12 protein-coding genes are annotated in these 20,994 nt (G+C 69.9%); 7 read left to right on the top strand and 5 right to left on the bottom strand.

Annotation, left to right across the window (positions count from 1 at the left end):
- From D7325_RS18120 to D7325_RS18110, 3 genes are read right to left on the bottom strand one after another with little or no spacing between them, the layout of a single operon-like run.
- Positions 1-444, bottom strand: coding sequence for a tripartite tricarboxylate transporter TctB family protein (locus D7325_RS18120; RefSeq protein WP_120997856.1), 444 nt, complete (start codon positions 442-444; stop codon positions 1-3).
- A gap of 60 nt (positions 445-504) precedes the next feature.
- Positions 505-1,479 carry a Bug family tripartite tricarboxylate transporter substrate binding protein gene (locus D7325_RS18115; RefSeq protein WP_120997855.1) on the bottom strand — a complete coding sequence of 325 codons (975 nt, stop codon included), beginning with the start codon at positions 1,477-1,479 and terminating at the stop codon, positions 505-507.
- A gap of 27 nt (positions 1,480-1,506) precedes the next feature.
- Positions 1,507-2,763: an OprD family porin gene (locus D7325_RS18110; RefSeq protein ID WP_120997854.1), complete on the bottom strand. Its 1,257-nt coding sequence runs from the start codon at positions 2,761-2,763 to the stop codon at positions 1,507-1,509.
- A 180-nt stretch (positions 2,764-2,943) separates the two neighbouring features.
- Here D7325_RS18110 and D7325_RS18105 point away from each other — a divergent pair, with 180 nt between their 5' ends.
- Both D7325_RS18105 and D7325_RS18100 read left to right on the top strand, forming a co-directional pair.
- A complete protein-coding gene (locus D7325_RS18105; RefSeq protein WP_120997853.1) occupies positions 2,944-3,615 on the top strand; it encodes a response regulator in 672 nt (223 codons plus the stop codon).
- 21 nt (positions 3,616-3,636) lie between these two features.
- A complete protein-coding gene (locus D7325_RS18100; RefSeq protein WP_425452331.1) occupies positions 3,637-5,034 on the top strand; it encodes a sensor histidine kinase in 1,398 nt (465 codons plus the stop codon).
- A 3-nt stretch (positions 5,035-5,037) separates the two neighbouring features.
- On the opposite strand, the gene D7325_RS18095 is transcribed toward D7325_RS18100, so the two are convergent.
- Entirely contained in the window at positions 5,038-6,975 is a 1,938-nt protein-coding gene (locus tag D7325_RS18095; RefSeq protein ID WP_120997852.1) for a sensor domain-containing diguanylate cyclase, read from the bottom strand.
- A 342-nt stretch (positions 6,976-7,317) separates the two neighbouring features.
- Here D7325_RS18095 and D7325_RS18090 point away from each other — a divergent pair, with 342 nt between their 5' ends.
- The gene (locus tag D7325_RS18090; protein WP_120997851.1) at positions 7,318-8,283 is read left to right on the top strand and encodes a TAXI family TRAP transporter solute-binding subunit; all 966 of its coding nucleotides are present in this window, start codon (positions 7,318-7,320) and stop codon (positions 8,281-8,283) included.
- 236 nt (positions 8,284-8,519) lie between these two features.
- Complete coding sequence (locus D7325_RS18085; RefSeq protein ID WP_120997850.1) at positions 8,520-11,078, top strand: TRAP transporter permease; 2,559 nt, start codon at positions 8,520-8,522, stop codon at positions 11,076-11,078.
- A 68-nt stretch (positions 11,079-11,146) separates the two neighbouring features.
- Here D7325_RS18085 and D7325_RS18080 read toward each other — a convergent pair whose 3' ends face one another.
- Positions 11,147-11,791 (bottom strand): hypothetical protein, encoded by a 645-nt coding sequence (locus tag D7325_RS18080; RefSeq protein WP_120997849.1) that lies wholly within the window; start codon positions 11,789-11,791, stop codon positions 11,147-11,149.
- Between the two features lie 196 nt (positions 11,792-11,987).
- Here D7325_RS18080 and recC point away from each other — a divergent pair, with 196 nt between their 5' ends.
- From recC to recD, 3 genes are all read left to right on the top strand, one after another.
- Positions 11,988-15,251 (top strand): exodeoxyribonuclease V subunit gamma, encoded by a 3,264-nt coding sequence (gene recC, locus D7325_RS18075; protein WP_120997848.1) that lies wholly within the window; start codon positions 11,988-11,990, stop codon positions 15,249-15,251.
- On the top strand, positions 15,248-18,799 hold the full coding sequence (gene recB / locus D7325_RS18070; protein ID WP_120997847.1) for an exodeoxyribonuclease V subunit beta: 3,552 nt from the start codon (positions 15,248-15,250) through the stop codon (positions 18,797-18,799). Before recC ends, recB begins: the two co-directional genes overlap by 4 nt.
- A 247-nt stretch (positions 18,800-19,046) precedes the next feature.
- Positions 19,047-20,909, top strand: a complete 1,863-nt coding sequence (gene recD / locus D7325_RS18065; RefSeq protein ID WP_120997846.1) for an exodeoxyribonuclease V subunit alpha — start codon at positions 19,047-19,049, stop codon at positions 20,907-20,909.
- Positions 20,910-20,994 lie beyond the last annotated feature (85 nt).

Here is a 20,994-nt window from a genome sequence, read left to right as displayed (position 1 = left end):
TCAATTCTCCAGCAGGCGGAACACGCCCAGCGGCAGGGGTACATCGAGCAGCACATCGAACAAGACGTAGAGCAGCACGCCCATCAGCACGCCGCTGATCACGCTCGGCACGGGCCGGCCATTGAACAGCAGGCCGAGGGTGCAACCGGCCAGCGCGGTGCTGAGCACGAAGCCGAGCGGCTCGAACAGGAAGGCGTAGGCCAGCAGCACGAGGATGCACAGCACGACCTTGCGGGCGATCGCCCAGTCGATCGGTGGGGTCGGCTCGCCCTTGGGCTTGACCAGCAGCCAGAGGGCGCCGGCGGCCATCAGCCCGAGCAGCAGCAGCGGGTAGGCACGCGGCCCGACCGGGTCGTAGGCGAAGGGGGCCTCGAAGCCCCAGGCGAGCACCGCCAGACCGGCACAGGCGAGCAGCCAGATGCCGGCGAAGAGTCTCACGTACATGGTGGTTACCTCGGGAAGTGGCCCGGCCGCCGCACGTGCGGCGGCCGGGTGTGCAGCGGCTTACTTGACCAGGCCGAATTCGGCGGCCAGGTCCTTGTAGTCCTTGACCTGCTTGTTGACGAAGGCGGTCAGCTCGTCGCCGGTCATGTTCAGCGGGAAGAGGTCGCGCTGCTCACGCAGTTCGGCGAACTCGGGGCGCGCCAGCAGCGTGTCGAACCGGGTCTTCCACCAGTTGTACTCTTCGTCGCTGACTTCCGGGCCCATGTAGAAGCCGCGGATCACCGGCCAGCTGATGTCGTAGCCCTGCTCCTTGGCGGTCGGGATACTGTCCAGATCGCCCGGCAGGCGCTCGTCGGACAGCACCGCCAGCACGCGGATCTTGCCGGCTTCGAGCTGCGGCGCGACTTCGCCCAGGCCGCTGGAGGTGACCTGCACGTGGCCGCCGAGCATGGCGGTCAGCGTCTCGCCGCCGCCCTCGAAGGCCACGTAGCGCAGCTTCTTCGGGTCGACGCCGGCTTCGCGGGCGATCAGCGCGGTCTGCATCCAGTCCTGGCCACCGATGGTGGCGCCGGCGCCGAAGACCACCGAGGCGGGGTCCTTCTTCATGGCTGCGATCAGGTCGTCGAGGTCCTTGTAGGGCGAATCGGCGCGCACCGAGATGGCGCCGTAGTCGGTGCCGATGCCGGCCAGCCAGCGCACGGCGTCTTCGTCGTAGCGACCGAACTTGCCCTGCGCCAGGTTCAGCAGCGAACCGCTGGAAAACGCGGTGATGGTGCCGGGTTCGTCCGGACGCTGCGCGACCACGGCGTTGTAGGCCACCGCGCCGACGCCGCCGGGCATGTAGGTCACGCGCATCGGCTCTTCCAGCAGGCCGGCGTTCTTCAGGCCGCTCTGGGCGAGCTTGCAGGTCAGGTCGAAGCCGCCGCCCGGCTTGGCCGGGGCGATGCACTCGGGACGGTTCGGTTCAGCCATCAGCTGGCTGGACAGCAGGAGGCAGGATGACAGCGCGGCCAGGCGGCCAAGGGTGCTTTTCATGGTTTTCTCCGTCGGTTCTTGTTGTGGTTACCAGAGGGGGAGCGCGTAGCTGACGATCACCCGCACTTCATCGGCGTCGCGGGCGAAGTCCGAGCGCAGGGTCGCGTGGCGCAGGCGCACCGCGACGTCCTTGAGCGGACCCTGCTGCACGACGTACTTGAGTTCGACGTCGCGCTCCCATTCCGAGCCGCGCTCGTCGCTACCGATGATGCGTGCGTCTTCGCCGGAGACGTAGCGGGTCAGGAAGGTCAGACCCGGCACGCCGATGGCGGCGAAGTTGTAGTCGTAGCGGGCCTGCCAGGAGCGCTCGTCCGGGTTGGCGAAGTCGTTGATCTGCACGAAGTTGACCAGGTACGGGTTGGTGCCATCGACATAGGCGAACCCGGTGTCGCCGCTCATGTCCTGGTAGCCGAGGCTCAGCTTGTGGCCGTCCAGGGCATAGCCGAGCATGCCGTTGAGGGCGCGGTTGTCGACCTCGCCACCGTTGGACGCGCCGTAATCGTCGCTGATCGACAGGCGCAGGTCCGCGCTCAGCGCGCCGGGGCCGAGCGGGTAGGCGGCCAGCAGGCCGACGAAGTGCTGGCGGTAGATGTCGTCCAGCTCGGCGAAGTGGTAGCGCGCGGTCAGATTTTCGTTCAGGGCGTAGTCGAAGCCGGCGAGGTTCAGGTAGTCGGCCTCGGCGCCGACGAAGCGGCCGTTCTTGTCGTTCAGCGCGAGGCTTTGCGAGTCGGTGGAGTCACGACCCTTGACCTCGTCCATACGGCCGCCGGTGAAGGTCAGCCCGTCGATTTCTTCGGAGACGAGCAGGCCGCCTTCGAACACCTGCGGCAGGATGCGGCCGTCGTTCGGCGCCAGCGTCGGCAGTTCGGGGATCAGCGTGCCGAGCTTGAGGACCGTCTCGGACACCTTCACCTTGGCGGTCAGGCCGAGCTTGCTGTACTCGTCGACGGCCCGCTCGCCGTCGGTCGGCAGCAGGCCGGTGCCGGTGCGGTCGGGGCTGGAATCGAGCTTCAGGCCGAGCATGCCCAGCGCATCGAGACCGAACCCGACGGTGCCTTCGGTGTAGCCGGACTCGATGTTGAGGATGAAGCCCTGCGCCCACTCGTCGCGCTTGGACTGGCCATCGCCTTCGCGGAAATCGCGATTGAGGTAGATGTTGCGTGCTTCGAGCGTCGCCTGGCTGTCTTCGAGGAAGGCGGCCTGCGAAAGCGGCGCGAGCATGACGGTGGCGATCGCCAGGGCGAGCCGGGCAGGGATGCGATGCGGTCTGACGGCAGTCAGCATTGAAACCTCCACTGTTGTTCTTGTTGTCTTGCAGCAAGGCTGCCAAGGGGATGGATCGAGCCATCGGGGCGGATGCTAGGCCGGCAAGCTTTCGTCAGCCTTTCAGGCCCGAACCGGCTGCGGCGTCGCGTCGCGGCAGCGGCTACACTGCGCAGCCGAATCAGGTACGAGGGAACGGCGATGCGGATTCTGCTGGTCGAGGACCACCCCCAACTGGCCGAAAGCGTGGCGCAGGCGCTGCGCGCCGCGGGCTGGACGGTCGACCTGCTGGCCGACGGCGTGGCCGCCGACCTGGCACTGGCGAGCGAGGACTACGCGCTGGCGATCCTCGATGTGGGCCTGCCGCGGCTCGATGGCTTCCAGGTGCTTGGCCGCCTGCGCGAGCGCGGCAAGCGGCTGCCGGTGCTGATGCTCACCGCGCGCACCGACGTGAAGGACCGGGTGCACGGCCTGAACCTCGGCGCCGACGACTACCTCGCCAAGCCGTTCGAACTGTCGGAACTGGAGGCGCGGGTCAAGGCGCTGCTGCGCCGCAGCGTGCTCGGCGGCGAGACCCAGCAGCGCTGCGGGCCGCTGGTCTACGACCTCGGCACGCGCCGCTTCCTGCTCGACGGGCAGCCGCTCAGCCTGACCTCGCGCGAGCAATCGGTGCTGGAGGCGCTGATCGCCCGCCCCGGCCGGGTGATGAGCAAGGACCAGCTCGCCGCCCAGGTGTTCGGCCTGGACGAAGACGCCAGCGCCGAGGCTATCGAGATCTACATCCATCGGCTGCGCAAGAAGCTCGAAGGCAGCCCGGTGCGCATCGTCACCTTCCGCGGGCTTGGCTACCTGCTCGAGGCCCAGGATGGCTGACCGGCGCGGCGGTTCGGTGTGGTGAGGCGCGAAGCGGTCGGCAGCCTGCGCGGGCGGCTGCTGCGGCGGCTCGCCGGGCTGCTCGCGCTACTCATGGTGTTCAGCGGCTGGAGCGCCTACTGGAATGGCCGCGAAGCCGCCGACACGGCCTATGACCGCACGCTGCTGGCCTCGGCGCGGGCCATCGCCGACGGGCTGATCGCCCAGGACGGCGAACTGCGGGCGAACGTGCCCTACGTCGCGCTCGACACCTTCGCCTACGACAGCGCCGGACGCATCTACTACCAGGTGCTCGACCCCGCCGGGACGCTGGTCTCCGGCTACGAGCACCTGCCGGCGCCGCCGCCCGGCACGCCGCGCACCGATGATTACCCGGCGCTGGCGCGCTTCTACGACGGCGAGTACCGCGGCGAGGGCGTGCGCCTGGTGAGCCTGCTGCAGCCGGTGACCGAGCCGCAGCTCAACGGCATCGCCGAGATTCGCGTGGCCGAGACGCTCGGCGCGCGCGAGCGAATGGCGCGCAGCCTGCTGACCGATACGCTCTGGCGGATCGGGCTGCTGGCGCTGGGCGCCCTGCTGCTGGTCTGGCTGGTGGTATCGGCCGCGCTGCGGCCGCTGCATCGGTTGAGCGAGGCGGTCGAGGAGCGCCGGCCGGATGATCTGCGCCCCTTGCCGCTGGTCGACGTGCACCTCGAACTCAAGCCGCTGGTGTCCTCGCTCAATCACTTCACCGAGCGCCTGCGCGCGCAATTCGAGCGCCAGGCGCAGTTCATCGCCGACGCCTCGCATGACCTGCGCACGCCGCTGGCGGCGCTCAAGGCGCGGGTCGAGCTGGGCCTGCGCGAACGGGAGCCGGCGCACTGGCGCGAAACGCTGGAAGACGCCGCGCAGCACACCGAGCGGCTGACCCACCTGGCCAACCAGTTGCTGTCGCTGGCGCGCATCGAGAGCGGCGCCCAGGCCATCGCCGAGGGCGGCGCGGCGCGTCTGGACCTGGCGGCGCTGGCACGCGAGCTGGGCCTGGCGATGGCCGCGCTGGCGCACAAACGGGGGGTCGCGCTGGCGCTGGAAGCCGAGCGACCGGTGTGGGTGCTGGGCGAGCCGACGCTGCTCAACGAGCTGCTGAACAACCTGGTCGACAACGCCCTGGCGCACACGCCGGCCGGCGGCAACGTGGTGATCCGGGTGCTGGAGCCGGGTGTGCTGGAGGTCGAGGATGACGGCCCCGGCATTCCGCCCGACGAGCGCGAAAAGGTCTTCGCCCGCTTCTACCGACGCGATACCCAGAGCAAGGGTGCCGGATTGGGGCTGGCCATCGTCGGGGAAATCTGCCGCGCGCATCGTGCCGAGATCGAACTGGCCGATGGCCGGCACGGCGGCCTGCGGGTGCGGGTGCGGTTCGGGGAACCGCCGGCCTGATCGCTAGAGCGACGACACCGCCGCCGTCGGCAGCGGGTCGCCGGCGTCCGGGTCGTCGATGGCGACCCGGTTGCGGCCGTCGCGCTTGGCGGCATACAGCGCACGGTCCGCGCTCGCCAGCAGGCTTGACGCCTCGAGCGGGCGATTCGGGCGGGACCAGGCGACGCCCACGCTGACGCTCAGGTCGACCGGTTCGCCTTCGTGCAGCGGCAGCAGCTCGGTGACGGCGCGTCGAATGCGCTCGCCGACGCGGTAGCCGCCGGCCGCGTCGCAACCGGGCAGCAGCACGGCGAACTCCTCGCCGCCGTAGCGCGCCGCCAGCTCGCCCTGGCGCTGCGCATGGGATTGCAGCACGGTCGCCAGCGCTTGCAGGCAGAGGTCGCCGAACGGATGGCCGTAATGGTCGTTGAGCTGCTTGAAGTGGTCGACGTCGATCGACAGCAGGGCCACCGGCTGGCCGGATTGGCGCGCCCGCGCCAGTTCGGTGTCCAGCGCGGCATCGAAATGGCGGCGGTTGCACAGTTGCGTCAGGGGGTCGGTGATGCTCAGGCGGGCGAGCTGCGCGTTGGCCTGCTCCAGCCCGCGCTTGGCCTGCTCCAGCGCAAGGGTCCGCTCGCGTACGCGGCTTTCCAGGGCTTCGTTGGCCTGCCGCTGGATGTCCAGCGCCTGCTGTTGCGCCAGCAACCGTTCGCCGCGCTCGATCGCCAACTGGCGGGAGCTGGCCAGCGCGGCGGCCTGTGCTTCCACGCGCTCGCGCCGTTCGCGGTTGATGCGCTCGGCCAGGGCCACCGACAGCAGCACGCATTCGATGAAGATGCCCAGCAACTGGCTGTCGAGCGTGAAACCGTTGAGCGGCAGCAGGCCGTCGAGGGCCAGCAGGTGCATCACGGTGAAGACGATCAGCGACGCCCACGCGAGGGTGAACAGCGCCGCCGAGCGATTGCCGCGTATCCACAGGTACAGCGGCACGAGCAGCCCGGTGAGCGACGTCAGCAGGGCGACTGCCTGCACGCCCAGGTAATGGCCGGCCTTCGGATAGACCACCAGGACGGTCACCAGCAGTCCCCAGTAGGCCAGCGTCAGTGTGTTCAGGTGCTTGGGCCAGCCGCCATGCCGGGCCAGCTCGAGAAAGCGCCGGGCGAACAGGTTCGCCGTCAGGAAGCACAGCGCGGCGGACAGGCCATAGAACCGGCGGCCGGTCTCGTCGCTCGCCTCCCACAGGTACAGCGGCCCGATCCCGGTGAGGCTCAGCGTGTAGCCGACGATGGCGGCGAGATAGGCGACGTAGAGCAGGTAGCTGAGGTCGCGGGTGAAGAGGAACAGGCTGGCGTTGTACAGCAGGATCACCAGCAGGCCGCCGAAGAACAGGTTGATCAGGGCCATCTCCCGCTCGGTTTCGCGCGCCAGCGCCTCGCCGTCGAGAATGTGCAGCGGCAGCACCATGGGCTCGACCGATTCGACCCGCAGGTAGGCGATCGCCGACTGCCCCGGGTCCAGGTGCAGCGGAAAGACCAGGTGCCGGGAGGCCACGGGTCGCTGCTCGACCGGCACGGCGTCACCGGCCCGCATCGGCCGGCTCCAGCGGTTCTCGTCGGGATACCAGATGCGCAGCCGGACCTCGTCGAGCACCGGCCAGCGCACCCGCAGGTACCAGGAACCGCCGACGAACAGGCTGCGCTCGACCGCGAAACGCAGCCAGACCTGCCGCTCGTCGCGGATCGACCGGCTTTCGCCAAGCGGCCGCCAGCGGTCGGCGAAGGCGGGGCTGGCGAGGTCTTCGAGGCTGGCCTCGGGTGCGCCGGTGAGGATTTCGATATGCGTGGGGGTGACCCGGTGGACACCGGTGCCGATCGTGACCGGCGCGGGCGCGGCCAGCAGGACGCCCGCGCCCGGCAGCAGCGAAAGAAGGGACAGCAGCAACAGATGCGACAGCAGACGCATGCGAGCGATTCCGACCTGGCCACGAGGCCCCAGGCAGGCCGTGGGAGTCATACGGTGGTGGCTACGCGCCATCAGAGACAGTTTATCGGCACCCTCCAGGGGAACGGTAGCCCATCGATCGCTTCCCTGCGGTGCCCGACCCCGAATCCGGCGCCAGTCCGTGCCGGTGGTCGGCGCGGCCGGCACCGGCACGAGCGATAGCCGACTCTTATAGGAACGGCACGCCGCCGGCAAGGTCCCAATCGGGTCGTGCATCGGCGCCTCAGCGGTTAGACTTCGGGTCCGGTCGCAGCTCACGAGGTGCGCGGCGGGAACCTAAAACAACCAGAAAGGAGATATCCCATGAAAGGCAAATCCTTGGCATGGGCCCTGTCGGCTGCGCTAGCGGGAACCACCCTGGCCGGCACTGCACAGGCTGAAGAGAAGTTCGTCACCATCGGTACGGGCGGCCAGACGGGGGTTTACTACGTCGCCGGCCAATCGATCTGCCGTTTCCTCAACCGCGCCAGCGAAGAGATCAAGTGCAACGCGCCGGCCAGCGGCGGCGGCGTCGCCAACGTCAACGGTCTGCGCAGCGGCGAGTACAACTTCGGCGTCATGCAGTCGGACCACCAGTTCAAGGCCATGAAGGGCCTGGAGCCGTTCAAGAACGAAGGCGCGATGGACGACCTGCGCGCGGTGTTCTCGCTGCAGGACGAAGTCTTCACCGTGCTGGCACGCAAGGACGCCAACATCGACGAGTTCGATGACCTCAAGGGCAAGCGCGTCAACATCGGCAACCCGGGCTCCGGCCAGCGCGACACGCTCGAGGAAATCATGCGCGTCAAGGGCTGGGACCAGTCGGCCTTCGCGCTCGCCGCCGAACTCAAGCCGGCCGAGCAGGCCAGCGCGCTGTCGGACAACAACATCGACGCCATGACCTACTTCGTCGGTCATCCGAACGGCGCCATCCAGGAAGCGACGACCACCGTCGACGCCGTCCTGGTCCCGGTGACCGGCCCGGACATCGACAAGCTGCTGACCGAGAAGCCCTACTACACCAAGGCCGAGATTCCAGGCGGCCTGTACAAGGGCAACCCAGAGCCGACTCAGTCGATCGGCGGCAAGGCGGTGCTCTCCACCTCGGCCAAAACCGATCCGGAAGTGGTCTACCAGCTGGTCAAGTCGGTGTTCGAGAACATCGAGCGCTTCCAGCGTCTGCACCCGGCGTTCCAGAACCTCAAGCCGGAAGACATGATCAAGGTCGGTCTGACCGCGCCGCTGCACGAAGGCGCCAAGCGCTACTACCAGGAACGCGGCTGGTTGTAAGGCTTTAGCCCACAGGCTCCGCTTCATTTGCCGAAACCCGCGCCACGCAGGCTGCGTGAAAACTACTGCGCTCGGTTAGGACGCGTTAAAAACAAGCTCGGAATGCTCATTTACAGCTCGTAAACTCCGCTTCCTCGCTTGTTTTTGCCTTGCCTAACCTTCGCTCGCGACGTTTTCACGCAGCCTGGACGGCCGCGGGTTTCGTCGTTCTAGTTCCCGATGCAGGCTCGATTCGCATGCAGAACCAAAACCTTTCCACCGAGGACCTGATCGCCCAGGACGTCGGTGCGCGTAACCCCGACGGCCTCATGGCCCAGCTGATCGCGATGCTGGCCCTGGCCTGGTCACTGTTCCAGCTCTGGATCGCCTCGCCGCTGCCGTTCATTTTCGGCACCGGCGTCTTCAACAGCACCGAAGCACGCTCGATTCACCTGGCGTTTGCGCTGATGCTGGCCTTTCTGGTGTACCCGGCGTTCAAGCGTTCACCGCGCAACCGGGTCCCGCTGACGGACATCGTGCTCGGCCTGCTCGCCGCCGCGAGCGCCGCGTACCTTTTCGTCTTCTACGAGCAGCTGGCCGATCGGCCGGGCAGCCTGACAACAAGCGACCTGGTCGCGGCCTGCTTCGGCATTCCGCTGCTGCTCGAAGCCACACGCCGTGCCCTCGGCCCGCCGTTGGCAATCATCGCCATACTTTTTCTGATCTACAGCCTCGCCGGACCCTGGATGCCGGACCTGCTGGCGCACCGCGGGGTCAGCTTCACCGCGCTGGCCAACCATCAGTGGATCACCACCGAGGGTGTGTTCGGCATCGCGCTGGGCGTGTCCACCAGCTTCGTGTTCCTGTTCGTGCTGTTCGGCGCCCTGCTCGAGCGGGCCGGCGCCGGGCATTACTTCATTCAGCTGGCCTTCAGCCTGCTCGGTCATCTGAAGGGCGGCCCGGCCAAGGCGGCGGTGGTGGCCTCCGGCATGACGGGCCTGATCTCCGGCTCGTCGATCGCCAACGTGGTGACCACCGGTACCTTCACCATCCCGATGATGAAGCGCGTCGGCTTCTCCGCAGAGAAGGCCGGGGCTGTGGAAGTGGCCTCGTCGGTCAACGGGCAGATCATGCCGCCGGTGATGGGCGCGGCGGCCTTCCTGATGGTCGAGTATGTCGGCGTGCCCTACGTCGAGATCGTCAAGCATGCCTTCCTGCCGGCGATCATTTCCTACATCGCGCTGTTCTACATCGTCCATCTCGAGGCCCTGAAGCTCGGCATGCAGCCGATCGGCAGCCGGCCGCACAAGACCTGGCTGCGCCGGCTGACCGGCTTCGTGTTCGGCGTGGCGCTGATCAGCGGCCTGTCGCTGGCGGTGTACTACGGCCTCGGCTGGCTCAAGCCGCTGCTCGGTGACAACGCCCTGGCCGGCATCGGCGTGCTGGTGGCGATCGCCTACCTCGCGCTGCTCAAGGTGGCGGCCAGCAACCCGCCGCTGCCGGCCGAAGACCCGGACGCGCCGATCGAAAAGCTGCCGGTCACCCGCGCCGTGCTGCTCTCGGGCCTGCACTTCCTGCTGCCGGTGGTGGTGCTGGTCTGGTGCCTGATGGTCGAGCGGCTGTCACCCGGCCTGTCGGCCTTCTGGGGCTCGGTGATCCTGGTGTTCATCCTGCTGACGCAACGGCCGCTGCTGTCTTGGATGCGGACCGACGGCGCGCACGAGCATGGCACCTTCAAGGACGGCGTGATCGACCTGCGCGAAGGCCTGATCGCCGGCGCGCGCAACATGATCGGTATCGGCATCGCCACCGCGGCGGCCGGCATCATCGTCGGCGCGGTGTCGCAGACGGGCGTCGGGCTGGTGCTCGCCGACCTCGTCGAGCTGCTGTCGATGGGCAACCTGCTGCTGATGCTGATCCTCATCGCCATCTTCAGCCTGATCCTCGGCATGGGCTTGCCGACCACGGCGAACTACATCGTGGTGTCCAGCCTGCTGGCGCCGGTGGTGGTTTCCCTCGGCCAGCAGAACGGCCTGATCGTGCCGCTGATCGCGGTGCACCTGTTCGTCTTCTATTTCGGGATCATGGCCGACGTGACGCCGCCGGTGGGGCTGGCCTCCTTCGCCGCCGCCGCGGTCTCCAAGGGCGATCCGATCAAGACCGGTCTGACGGCCTTCTACTACAGCCTGCGCACGGCGGCGCTGCCGTTCCTGTTCATCTTCAACACCGATCTGCTGCTGATCGACGTCGGCTTCTGGCATGGCGTGCTGATCTTCATCATCGCGACGGTGGCGATGCTGATCTTCGCCGCGGGCACCCAGGGCTACTTCATCGTGCGCAACCGCTGGTACGAGAACGTCCTGCTGCTGCTGGTGGCCTTCACGCTGTTCCGTCCGGGCTTCTGGATGGACATCGTGCATGACCCCTACCGCGAGGTGCCGCCGGCGGAGCTGGCGCAGGCGCTCGATCGGGTCGGCGAGGACAGCCAGCTACGGCTGCGCATCCGTGGCGAGGACCTGGTCGGCGACGTCCGCGAATTCAGCGTGATCGTGCCGATTCCCGAGGGTGCCAATGGCCAGGAGCGCCTGGACAAGCTTGGCCTCGCGCTCTACGAGGATGACGGTCGCGTGCTGATCGACACGGTCGGCTTCGGCAGTCCGGCGGAGCAGGCCGGCCTGATGTTCGATCAGGAAATCCTCGCCGTCCGCGCCCCGACCGACCGCTTCGCCAAGGAGTGGATGTGGATACCGGGGCTGCTGCTGCTCGCCGGCATCGTGCTGCTGCAACGGCGGCGCGCGGGACACGCCGGCACCTGAGCCGGCGGGCCTGGCGGCGCTCCGGTCGCCAGGCCCTTCCTTGCTGCCTCCTGCCGTGACGGTGCCGTCTAGGCGCAGACGTCCTCCGTCCACCGCCTGACCAGGCGCCGCTCATGGCGGCTGCACAGCTGCCGTGTCAGCGGGCTTTCCGGGATCAGCTCGCAGTCGGGGTTTTCCGGCGAGGTCAGCCGAAACCGGCGCAGCACCCCCAGCGGTTGCCGGTCCGAGCCATAGAAGGCGATGACCCGGATCTCCAGCGTATGAAACTGCCAATCGCCGATCGGCTGGTGCCCCGCCAGGCGGATGCCATGCTGCTCGGCCACCCGCCGCAGCAGCGACTGGAAGGTGCCGACATGAGCGAAATCCCCGGTGCGCAGCGGCCCCTGGTGCGTCGCCTGGTACAGGGCGGTGTCCTGCGGCAGGTCGTCGTCGTGGCTCTGGCGAATGTCGGTGGCATCGCCGAACAGGTCGCCGCGCGAGGTCTCCAGGCGCACGATCAGCTGGTTCAGGAACATCGGCTCGGCGCTCATGTTGGAAATCAGGCAGAGCGAGCCGAGCCCCTTGCCGGCGCCGCGGTTGATGATCAGGTTCGGTCGCCGCTGCCGCTTGAAGTTGGCCAGCAGCAGGTGGGCATAGAACACCCAGACGATCAGCGTGCAGGTCGAGATCAGCAGGGCGATGAGCTGATGGTGGCGTTGGAGCCAGTCGAGCATTGAAACCTCTCGTGTCGGTCGGCGGCGCCTGCGCCGCAGGCGGCTGGCATGGATCGGTCATGAAGTGGACTCGCCGGTCGGGCGAGCGTTCGCCGCTATCCGCTCGCACCTCCGGGCGACGGGCGAGTCACCGTCGGCGCGGGTAACGGTGGCATCCTCTTGCTACCCTTGCGCTTCGTCTCGATGCGGTCCCGCCATGCTCAGCCTCTACCACGCCCCCGATCTGGAAACCCTCGGCACCCTGGCCACCCGCCTGCTGGCCCAGCCGCTGCGCGACCCGCTGGCACCGGCCGTGGTGGTGGTGCCGAGCCAGGGTATGGGCCGCTGGCTGGGGCTGGAGCTGGCACGCAGCCAGGGCATCGCCATGCAGCTCGAGACCCAGCTGCCGGCCCGCTTCGTCTGGGAACTGTCGCGCCGGGTGCTCGGGCAGTTGCCGGAGCAATCGGCCTTTACCCCGCAGGTGCTGACCTGGCGTCTCTATGGCTGGCTGGTCGAGCCTGCGAACCTGGAACTGGCCCCCCGGCTGGCGCGTTACCTCGACGGCGGCGACGTGCGCCGACGGCTGTCGCTGGCCAGCCGGATCGCCGACGTGTTCGACCAGTACCTGCTGTACCGCGACGACTGGCTGGCCGCCTGGGAGCGCGGCGAGCTGCTCGACCTCGGCCCTGACGAAGCCTGGCAGGCGCTGCTCTGGCGCGAACTGACACGCGACGGCCACCCGCACCGCGCGCGCCTGCTCGGCGACCTGCTGGCGCGGCTGTGGCGCGACGAGCCGATCGAGGGGCTGCCCGAGCGGCTGCTGGTGTTCGGCATCAGCAGCCTGCCGCCGCATCACCTGCGTGTGCTCGAAGGGCTGGGCCGGCACATCGACGTGGTGATCTTCGCGCTGAACCCCAGCCGGGAAGCCTGGGGCGAGATCCGCGACGTGCGCGAACTGGCGCGCTCGGAAACGGCCTCGGAGGACTGGTACCTGGATGTCGGCAACCCCCTGCTCGCCAGCCTCGGCAAGCAGGGGCGGGACTTCTTCGACAGCCTGTTCGGCCTGATCGGCGATCGCGGGGTAGAGACCGGCCTCTACGCCGACGACGCCGACCTGCCCGACGACAGCCTGCTGCACGGCCTGCAGCACGACATCCAGCGGCTGCGCACCCGCCAGCCGGCGGAGCGTCTGCCGCTCGCGGCCACCGATCGCTCGCTGGAGGTGCACGTCGCGCACTCGCCGCTGCGCGAGGTGGAAATTCTGCATGACCAACTGCTCGCGCGCTTCGCCAGCGACCCCACGCTGACGCCGGATCAGGTGGTGGTCCTGACGCCGGACATCGAGCGCTACGCGCCCTTCATCGAAGCGGTGTTCGCCGCCCGCGAAGGCGTGCCGCGCGTGCCGTACAGCCTGGCGGACCGCAGCGTGCGGGCCGAGGCGCCGCTGATCGAAGCCTTCCTCGATCTGCTCGGCCTGCCGGAAAGCCGCTTCACCGCCGAACAGGTGCTCGGCTGGCTGGAGCAGCCGGCCATCGCCCGGCGGGCCGGGATCGAGGCCGAAGACCTGCCGCTGCTGCGCGACTGGCTGCGCGAGGCCGGTGTGCGCTGGGGCTGGGATGACGACCACCGCCGGCGACTCGGCCTGCCGGCGGAGACGGCCTTCACCTGGCGCCAGGGGCTCGATCGCCTGCTGCTGGGCTTCGCCGCGCCGCCGCAGCTCGCGGGGGACGGTGCGCCGCTGCTGGGCGATCACTGGCCGCTGGATGCGCTCGAAGGCGCGCGCGGGCAGTTGCTCGGCCGGTTGGCGGGGTTCGTCGAGCGCTTGGCCGGCTGGGCCGACCAGCTGGCAAGGCCGCGTTCGCTGGCCGAGTGGGCGGATGACCTGCAACGCCTGATCGACGCGCTGTTCGACGAAAACGAAGCCGCCGACACCCTCCTGCTGCTGGCGCAAAGCGCCGCCGCGCTACGCCAGCAGGGCGAAGCGGCCGGCCTTGTGGCGCCGGTCGAGCTCGAGCTGGTGCGCCAGCAGCTCATGGCCGCGCTGGACCAGGGCGGCGGCGCATCGGGCTTTCTCACCGGCGCGGTGACCTTCGGCACCATGGTGCCGATGCGCAGCCTGCCGTTCCGCCTGGTCTGCCTGCTCGGTCTGGACGACGGCGCCTTTCCACGCCGCAACCCGCCGGCCGGTTTCGACCTGATCGCCCGCCATCCCCGGCGCGGCGATCGGGCGCGGCGGCTCGATGACCGCTATCTGCTGCTGGAAACGCTGCTCTCGGCGCGCGAGGCGCTGTACCTGTCTTACGTCGGCCGCGACCCGCGCGACAACGCCGAGCTGCCGCCCTCGGTGCTGATCAGCGAGCTGCTCGAAGCGATCGACATGACGGCCAGCGTGCCGGACGGCAAGGGCAGGGCGAGTGCCCGCATCGTCGTCGCCCACCCCTTGCAGCCGTTCGCGCCGGGCAACTTCGAGGATGGCGTGCGCGCCGGTTTCGCCGCGCCCTGGTTCCGTGCCGCTCGCCGCCTGGCCGAGCCGGCGGCGCTGGCGCCCCAGCCGTTCGCCGGTCGCCTGGGCGAGCCGGACGAGGCCTGGCTGACGCTGGAGCCGTCGCAACTGGTGCAGTGCTTCCGCCATCCCGCGCGGTTTCTGCTCGAGCAGCGGCTTGGCTTGCGTCTCGCCGACGAAGAACAGGCGCTGGCGGCGGACGAGCCCTTCGAACTGGAGCTGCCCGCCTGGAACGGCCTGAGGCACCTGGCGCTGGAGGCGATGGCCCACGGCTGGTGCGACGAGGACGAGCGCCGCATGGCCTGCGCCGCCGGCTGGCTGCCACCCGGCGAGATGGGCCAGGCGCTGTGGGGCAAGCTGCGCGGACCGGTGCGGGCCTTCGCGCCGCGGCTGTTCGAGCAACGCCCGAACGACACGCCCCAACCCCTGGCCGTCGACCTCGAGCTGGCGGGGGTGCGCATTCATGGCTGGCTCGATGGCGTGACGCCGGCCGGCCTGTTCGGCTGGAAGCTCGGCCGCCTCGGCGAGTGGGACCTGCCGGGCTTCTGGCTGCGCCACCTGCTGCTCAACCTCTGCGCCACGCCGGGCATCGAACGGCGCAGCCTGATGCTCTCGCCGGCCGGCGACTGGACCCTCGGCCCGCTGGCCGATGCGCGCCAGTTGCTCGAACCCTGGCTGCAGGCCTACCGCAGCGCCATCTGCGAGCCGCTGCCCCTGCTGCCGCGCAGCAGCCACGCGTTCGCCCAGGGCTATCGCCGCCCGGCACGCGGAACCGAGCCGCTCGATTGCGCCCGCAAACGGGCCCGCGACGCCTGGCTCGGCGGCGAGTTCAGCCCTGTGCCCGGTGACTGCCAGGACCCCTGGTTCGCCCTGGCCTTCCGCGATCGAGACCCGCTCGACGCGCGCTTCGAGGCCCTGGCCGAGCAGCTCATCGGCCCGGCGCTGGACGCGTTGAGCGCACCGGAGGACGACGCATGACCCTGAACCTCCTCGACTCCCCGTTCGACGGCCGCCGGCTGATCGAGGCCAGTGCCGGGACCGGCAAGACCTGGACGCTCACGGCGCTCTACGCGCGCCTGCTGCTGGAGCGGCAGCTGTCGGTGGGCCAGATCCTGGTAGTCACCTACACCACCGCGGCCACGGCCGAGCTGCGCGAGCGCATCCGCAGTCGGCTGGCCGAGCTGCTGGCGGTGTACGACGGCGTGCCGAGCGATGATGCCTTTCTCAACCAGCTGCACGCGCGTCACCCGGACGAGGCCTCCCGGCGCCGGCTGCTGCTGGCCGTGCATGGCTTCGACGAGGCGGCGATCTTCACCATCCACGGCTTCTGCCAGCGCGCGTTGCAGGATGCCGCGTTCGAGGCGGGCGGCGATTTCGACAGCGAGCTGACCGCCGACGACCGCGAGCTCATCGACGCGCTGCTCGCCGATGCCTGGCGCAGCGAGTTGGCGGAGGCCGATCCGGCCTGGGCGCGATTCCTGGCGCGCAGCCGGATCACCCCGCTGTGGCTGCGACAGCGCCTGCGCGGCCATCTGGGCAAGCCCTACCTGCGGGTCGAGCCGGACGCGGCGCCCGTCCCCGCCGAACTCGAGGCGGTCGAGGCCGCCTGGCAGCGTGCGGCGGCGTTGTGGCAGCAGGCCGGCTCGGCCTGGGTCGCCGAGCTGCTCGCGCATGGCGGTCTGAGCCAAAGCACGCACAAGACCGGCAAGTTCGCCCTCTGGCGCGCCGAACTGGAGGCCTACTTCGCCGATCCGGCGGTCATGTTCGATCTCCCAGAAGGCGCGGCCAAGCTGGGCGTCCGGGCGTTGCACAAGGCCTGCAAGAAAGGCTTCGATGCGCCGGCATGCGAGCTGGCGCAGGCCCTCGATGAACTGGCGGACGAGGTGGCCCAGGCGCTGCCGGCCGGCCAGCAGCGGCTCGTCGCCTTGCAGGTGGCGCTGCTGGCGCGCCTGGACCGCGAACTGCCGGCGCGCAAGGCGGCGCAACGGCTGCTGGCGTTCGACGACTTGCTCAATCGGCTGCATGAAGCGCTGGCCGGGCCCGGCGGCAAGGACCTCGCCGCGTCGCTGCGTGCGCAGTATCCGGTGGCGTTGATCGACGAGTTCCAGGACACCGACCCGATCCAGTACGCCATCTTCGACCGCGTCTATGCGCAGGGTGAAGCAGGCTCGCTGTGTTTCGTCGGCGACCCGAAGCAGGCGATCTACGCCTTCCGCGGCGCCGACCTGGCGACCTACCTCTCGGCCAAGCGCGCCGCCGAGTCACCGTACGAGCTGCCGACCAACTACCGCTCCACGCCGGCGCTGATCGAGGCGTTGAACCGGGTCTTCGATTTTCCGGCGTCCTTCGCCCAGGACGGCTTGCGCTACCGGGCCGTCGAGGCTGCCGACAAGCCACGGCCCGTTCTGCGTCTGGACGAGGAGGCGCAGGCCGTGGCGCCGCTGCACCTGGTATGGCTCGGCGACGAGCCGCTCGGGAAGGGCGAAGCGGCCGAGGCGGCTGCCGTCGACTGCGCACGGCGCATCGCCCGGCAATTGGCGGCGGCCGGCGAGGGGCGCGCGGGCTTCGAGCGTGACGGGCAGCTCACGCCGCTGAAGGGCGGCGACATCGCCGTGCTGGTGGCCAACCACCGGCAGGCCGGCCTGATCGCCGAGCAACTGGCGGCGCGCGGCGTGCCCAGCGTGCGGCGTGGCCGCGACAGCGTCTGGCAGAGCGAGGAGGCGGCCGAGCTCGCCGCGGTGCTGGCGGCCTACGCCGAGCCGGGTCGCGAAGGCCTGTTGCGTTATGCCCTGGCGACACGGTTGCTCGGGCGCACCGCCGCCGATCTCGCGCGCTGCCAGGACGTTCCGCAGCAGTGGGACGCCGAGCGTGAGGCGGCCGAGCGCTATCACCAGCTCTGGCAGCAGCAGGGCTTCATGCGGGTGTTCCGTGCCTGGCTCGACGAGCAGGGCGTGGCCGAGCGGTTGCTGGCGCGCGTTGACGGCGAGCGCCGGCTGACCAACCTGCTGCACCTGGGCGAGCTGCTGCAGGCGCAAAGCCTGCTGCGCCCGGGGCTCGAACCGCTGCTGGCGTGGTTCAACGCGCAGCGGGCCAGCGAAGGGGGCGGCGAGGAGGCATTGCTGCGCCTGGAAAGCGATGCCGAGCGGGTGCAGATCGTCACCATCCACACCAGCAAGGGTCTGGAATACCCGCTGGTGTTCTGCCCCTTTCTGTGGGACGGCCGGCTGCTCGGCAAGCACCGCGACAGCGCCCGCTGCCACGCCGAGGACGGCACGCCGCTGCTGGACCTGGGCAGCGAGCGGCTGGAGGAGCGCCTCGAAGCCGCCCGCCGTGAAACCTTCGCCGAGCAGCTGCGGCTGGCCTACGTGGCGCTGACCCGCGCGCGCGATCGCCTCTGGCTGCACTGGGGACCGGTGAGCCTGCCCAAGGCGAAGAAGGACGGCAGCCTGCCGGACGAGGGGCTGCACACCAGCGCGCTGGCCTGGCTGCTGCATGGTCGCGACCTGCCGGGGGATGACCCGCTGGCCGCGCTGGGCGCGCACCTTGCCAGCCTTGATGGCGCCGCCCTGCGTCAGGAAATCGAACAGCTCGCCGCCGCCAGCGCGGGCACGCTGGCCTGCGTCCCGCCGACCGACACCGAGGCCAGTACCGAGGGCAGCCTGCGCGCCGTCCCGCCTCGCCGCCTGTCGCTGCTCGAGCGCACGCTCCAGAGCGCCTGGCGGATCGGCAGCTTCTCCGGGCTGGCCGCCGGCATGCACATGGAAGCGCCCGACCGCGACACCCTGGCCATCCCCGACGCCTCGGCCGAGCCGGGTGCCGGGTTCTTCGCCTTCCCGCGGGGCGCGCGCGCCGGCACCTGCCTGCACGCCATCCTCGAAGACTGGGCACGCGGCAAGGCGCCGCTGGCCGAGCTGGTCGAACCGGCCTTGCGCGCGCACGGCCTGTCGCCCGAGTGGGCGCCGCTGGCGACCGCGCAGTTGCAGCAGGTGATCGAGATGGATCTCGACGGCAATGGGCTGCGTCTGGCCGACCTGGCCCCGGCGCGGCGCCTGCCCGAGCTCGGTTTCACCTTTCCGGTACGCCAGCTCGACGTGGCGCGCCTGCGCAGCGTGCTGACCGATCCGGCGCACGGCCTGCCCGCGCCGCTGCGCGAGGCGGCGAATCGGCTGGAGTTCGACAGCCTGCGCGGCTTTCTCAAGGGTTTCATCGACCTGACCTTCGAGCACGACGGCCGCTGGTACATTGCCGACTACAAGTCCAACTGGCTGGGCCCGGATGCGAGCTACTACGGCGGCGACCGCCTGCTCCAGGCGCTGGCCGGCGAGCACTATTACCTGCAATACCTCATCTACCTGGTCGCGCTGCGCCGTTTCCTGCGCCAGCGCCTGGCCGATTACGACGACACCTGTCTCGGCGGCGCCTTCTACCTGTTCCTGCGCGGCATGCCCGAGGCCGGCGTCTACGTCGCCCGCCCCGACGATGCGCTGCTCGATGCGCTGGACCAGCTGTTCGAGGAGGGCCACTGATGCGCGTTGCCAGTGCCCGTTTGCCCGCTACCACTCGCGTCCGGCACGCCGTAGGAACCCGCTTGCGGGCGATCGACGCATCCTCGCGGTTGCGCAAGGCGGGTGACCGTCGGTACACGCCAACCGCCGGGCCCGTCCGGCGGACAGAAGCGTGCCCACCCCGCACAAGCGGCATCGCGCTCGTCCCGAGCCCGCCGGCTCAAACACCACCGGCTCAAAAAGGAATACCGACGGGGAGGTCGGCACCATGATCGATCCTGCGCAATGGCCCCTCGGGCCGCTCGAGCGCGCCTTCGTCGCCAGCCTCGAGCGCCTGGAGCCGGCGGTCGAGGCCGAGGTGCTGCTGGCCGCGGCGCTGTGTTGCGAGGCCCTGGGGCGGGGCGACGTCTGCCTGCCGCTGGCGCGCATCGCCGGCACGCGGCCCTGGCCCGAGCTGGCGGTCGTCCTCCCGGCGCTCGACGCGTGGCAGGCGACGCTGCGGGCGTCGCGGGTGGTCGGTGCCCCCGGCGACTACGCCCCGCTGATCCTCGATGGCGGGCGGCTGTACCTGGCGCGCTACCACGCCTATGAGGCCCAGCTCGCCGAGCGGCTGCTGGCCCGTGCCGACGCGCTGCCCGAGGTGGATGACGACCGCCTGGCCGACAGCCTGGCGCGGCTGTTCGCGTTCAACCAGCAGCGCCCGGACTGGCAGCGTCTCGCCGCGGCCCAGGCGGTTCGGCGCAACCTGGCGGTGATCTCGGGCGGCCCTGGAACCGGCAAGACCACCACGGTGGTGCGCCTGCTCGCCGCGCTGATCGAACAGGCCGGCAACGCGTCGCTGGCCATCGGCCTGGCGGCCCCGACCGGCAAGGCCGCGGCCCGTATGGCCGAAGCCATCCGCAACGCCAAGGCCGATCTGCCGGTGAGCGATGCGGTGCGCGCCGCGCTGCCCGACGAAGCCCGCACGCTGCACCGCCTGCTCGGCAGTCGCGGCGACAGCCCGAGGGTGCGCCACGATGCCGCCCATCCGCTGCCGCTCGATGTGCTGGTGGTCGACGAAGCGTCGATGGTCGACCTGGCGCTGATGGCCAAGCTGGTCGCCGCGCTGCCGCCGCGGGCGCGGTTGATCCTGCTCGGCGACAAGGACCAGCTCGCCGCGGTCGAGGCGGGCGCGGTGTTCGCCGAACTCTGCGAGGGGCGCGGTTTCGATGATGCCGAGGCCGCTGAGCTGGAGCGCCTGACAGGGCAGGCGGTGCCCGTCGAGCCGCCGACCTCGCGACTGGGCGACGCGGTGGTGTTGCTCACCCACAGCCACCGCTTCGCCGGCGACAGCGGGATCGGCGAGCTGGCGCGGCGGATCAATGCCGGTGACGCCTCGGGCACGCTGGCGCTGCTGAAAGAGAGCCGTCCCGACCTCTCATGGGCGTCGATGCCGCAGGCCGGCGCCCTGGTCGACCGGCTCGAACAGGGGTATCTCGCCTACCTCGAGGCGGCGCGCGAGGGCGAGCCGGCGCAGGCGTTCGAGGCCTTCAATGGCTTTCGCGCGCTTACCGCGCAGCGCGACGGGCCGTTTGGCCTTCGGGGGCTGAACGAGGCCCTGGAGGCGCGCTTCCGGCGGCGGCTCGGCGTTTCCGCCCGCGATCGCTGGTATGCCGGCCGGGCGGTGATGGTGCGGCAGAACGACTACGCGCTCGGCCTGTTCAACGGCGATATCGGTCTCTGCCTGCCGACCGCGCGGGGCCTGCGCGTGTTCTTCGAAAGCGCCGAGCAGACGGGCGCCGGCCACCGCGCCTTCACCCCGGCGCGACTGCCGAGCCACGACAGTGCCTTCGCCATGACGGTGCACAAGAGCCAGGGCTCGGAGTTCGCCGAGGTGCTGCTGGCGCTGCCCGACCGGCCGAGCCCGCTGCTCACCCGTGCGTTGCTCTACACCGGGATCACCCGCGCCAAGCGCAAGGTCGAACTCTGGGCGCTGCCGGCGCGCCTCGCCGAGGCGGTGACGACCCGTGCCGAGCGCGCGGCCGGCCTGGCCGAGCGGCTGGCGGCCAGCGCTCCGGCATCGACGTCCGCAGCACCGGCATCGAGCGCGGCTGCGTCGCCGACGGCTGCGGATCAGCTCAGTTTGTTCTGAGGCCTCAGACGGATTGTTCGCTTCGTGCCTGACTCCGCCCTACGTCGCTGAGGCGTTGGTGTAACCGCTCGCGTCGACACGGTGG

Origin of the sequence: Stutzerimonas urumqiensis (assembly GCF_003640395.1) — a bacterium.
GTDB lineage: Bacteria > Pseudomonadota > Gammaproteobacteria > Pseudomonadales > Pseudomonadaceae > Stutzerimonas > Stutzerimonas urumqiensis.
This window is presented reverse-complemented; position numbering and strand designations above follow the sequence as displayed.